This is a genomic window from Mesorhizobium sp. M2A.F.Ca.ET.037.01.1.1, assembly GCF_003998075.1.
GTDB lineage: Bacteria > Pseudomonadota > Alphaproteobacteria > Rhizobiales > Rhizobiaceae > Mesorhizobium.
In genome coordinates this window covers 1-2,870 of record NZ_RZSA01000860.1, presented here as the reverse complement: position 1 = coordinate 2,870, position 2,870 = coordinate 1, and the positions used below count along the sequence as shown (strand labels likewise).

The following is a 2,870-nucleotide window of genomic DNA, read 5'->3' as shown; positions in this document are numbered from 1 at the left end:
GATCGAGGTCAGCAGGCCTTGGCCCATCTCGTCCAAGCCGTAGAGCGCCTCGATCGCGCCGTCGGCAGCGAGCCGCAACGCGCCGCCTGCGGGGTCGGGCGGCAGCGTGCCCAGCCCGTTGCCCTGGTAGCTCATCGCCATGCCGGTGCCGACGATCTCGGAACCATCATCGGACGGGCCGCGAGGCTTTTGCCAGATCGGGTCGGCCGCGGCGGCCTTGAGCATTTCCTCGAGGCGCTCGGACGGCGCGACCACCTGGCCGAGATAACCCCGCGTGCCAGGCTTGCGCATATTCCTGCGGCGGATTTCCAAGACATCGAGTCCGCATTCCGCCGCCAGCCGGTCCATCTGGCATTCGACCGCGAAAGCCATCTGGTTGGCGCCGAAGCCACGGAAGGCGCCGCAGACCCCGTTGTTGGTATAGGCGAGCCTGCCCGACGTGCGAACATTCCGAACCACATAGGGCCCGCAGGCGTGTTCGAGCGCAGTTTCCAGGACCGCGGGCCCAAGCGAGGCGTAGGCGCCGGCGTCGGAGATCACATCCACCCATTGGGCAAGCAGCAAGCCGTCCGCATCGCAGGCCGTGCGCATGCGGATATTCATCGCGTTGCGCTTGGCGCCGGCAAGGACGGATTCGGCGCGGTCGAGTTGCAGGCGCACCGGCCGACCGGTCCTGAGGGCGAGCAAGGCGAGCGCCGGCTGCACGGTCAGCTCGTCCTTGCCGCCGAACGCGCCTCCCGTCGGACTGGTCACGACCCGGATCTTCTCCTCCGGCAGGCCGAGGACGCGCGAAAGCTGCAGCCGGTCGCGCAGGCCGTACTGGCCGCCGGCACAGACGTTCAGCGTTCCATCCGAATCTACGAGGGCATGGCCGCCTTCGGTCTCCATGAAACCGTGCATCTGGCGCGGCGTTTCGTAGACGGCCTCGACGACGTGGGCGGCGCGGGCAAAACCCTCGGCGATGTCGCCGCGTTCGAAGCCGAGGGAGGTTTGCAAATTGCCCGCCGAGTGCACGGGCTCGGCGTCGGGTGAAAGCGCCTGCTCCGGATCGGAGACGACGGGCAGCGGCGCATAGCGCACCTGGATGAGGCCGAGCGCGCGCTCGGCGGTCTCGGCATCGACTGCCGCCACCGCCGCGACGGCATCCCCGACATAGCGGACCTTGTCGAAGCAGAGCGCCGGCTGGTCTTGCACGACAATGCCGAAGGCGTTGCTTCCGGCGATGTCACGATACGTGACGACTGCCGCGACGCCGGGCAAGGCATCAGCCGCGCTTGTGTCAATGGCGAGAATCCTCGCGTGGGGAATGGCGGCGCGCAAGATCCGACCCACCAGCATGCCCGGCTGGCGATGGTCGGTCAGGTATCTCAGCTTGCCCTCGATCTTAGCCGGCCCGTCTGGGCGTATGTGCCAGCGTTCTCCGGCGGTGGAGCGCGTCAGCCGGATTTCGCCGGCCGGCGGCGTGGCGGGGCGGGCAGCCGGAGTGGAGGGCCTGGAGGGTTGCGCGTCAGTCTTGCCGCCACCCAGCCCATGCACGAGTGCGTTGGCAGCAACCTTGCGGCGATAGCGGGCGGAACGGAAGGCATCGTCCGGCGCGACGATCTCGCCCTCGATCGCCGCCCGCAATGCGTTCCAGTCGACGCCGGGAAACGGCTGGCCGACGAGCAGGGCCTCGGCTCCGCCGAGCCGGGCCGGCGTCACCATGCCTCCGCCGACGGCCAGGCGTGCGGCTGCGACACGGCCGTCGACGATCTCGATCATGCCGGCGGCGCCGATCACGCTCGGCGTGAAGGCGGCGCGTAGACCGATTTTGCGATGCGTCCAGCGGACATGTGCATCGGGAACCGGGACCGTGATCGCTTCGATGATCTCGCCACCGGGCTCCTGACGCAGCCATTCGGAAAGCGGCAAGGTCCGGCGTCCCACCACGGAGGAGCTTTCGACACGGGCGTCGAGCGCGAGCAGGGCAGGGAGCAGGCAGCCGGTTCGGCCGGCAACGTTGCCGCCGGCCGTCGCCAGATTGCGGACCGCCGGGCCTGCGGTCGCGCGGAGTGCCGCGGCGAGCAATGGCAGCTCTTCGCGCACGGTCGCGTCACGCTCCAAAGCGCCCAGCGTCGTGAGTGCGCCGATCCGGAGCCCGTTGCCGGCAAGGGTAATCCCCTTCAATCCGCCGATCTGGCCGATGTCGACAAGGCTGCGCGGCTTCGGCAGGCCTTTCGCCCACTCCAGCTGGAGCGCGGTTCCGCCGGCGACCAGTCTCGCATCGCCGCCGGCAAGCATGGCCAGCGCGTCAGCGATCGATGCCGGGCGAAGCACCTGCACGGTCAGTGCGCTCCCGTCGTTCCGAACCGCAGGCCCTTCTCCTTGAGCCAGCGACGATAGGCGACCGAAGAGCCGTCCGCCCGCGTCGGGATCTCCAGGCGCGGTTCGAGCGGCAGCAGGAGGGGACGCTGGTTCTCGACGATGATCCGGTCCTGCAGGAAGATCACCTGCTCGAAATTGAGCAGCGCCGTGTCGGTCGAGGTCGCGTCGACGAGGTACATGACAGGCTGCGCGCGGCAGAGATCCTCCTCGATCGGCTGGATGAAGAGGGCGATGGCATCGAGGCGGTCCGGCGCGCTGGGGCAGACGCGGTAGAGCATCACCACGAAGGGGCTTGGCACGCGGTAGGTGAGCCGCACGAAATCGCCGGAGCTTTCCGTCGCCGCGATGCGCGGCTGGAAGAAGGTGCAGTTGGTGGCCCAGACCTCGTCCACGTCGCGGCGGATCTCGCTCAGATAGCGCGGCACCTCGGTGTGCGGCTCCGAGCCGAGTATGTCGGTGTGCACGAAGGGGAAATGCGCCATGTCGAGGAAATTTTCCACGACGCG

General features: G+C 68.6%; 1 protein-coding gene and 1 pseudogene. Both read right to left on the bottom strand.

The annotated features are described in order from the left end of the window. Positions 1–2,322 (bottom strand): molybdopterin cofactor-binding domain-containing protein (locus EOA27_RS30300; protein WP_127257963.1); only part of this gene is annotated, 2,322 nt, incomplete at its 3' end. A 2-nt stretch (positions 2,323–2,324) separates the two neighbouring features. Further along, positions 2,325–2,870 (bottom strand): annotated as a pseudogene (locus tag EOA27_RS30295) (aromatic ring-hydroxylating dioxygenase subunit alpha); the annotation flags it as partial.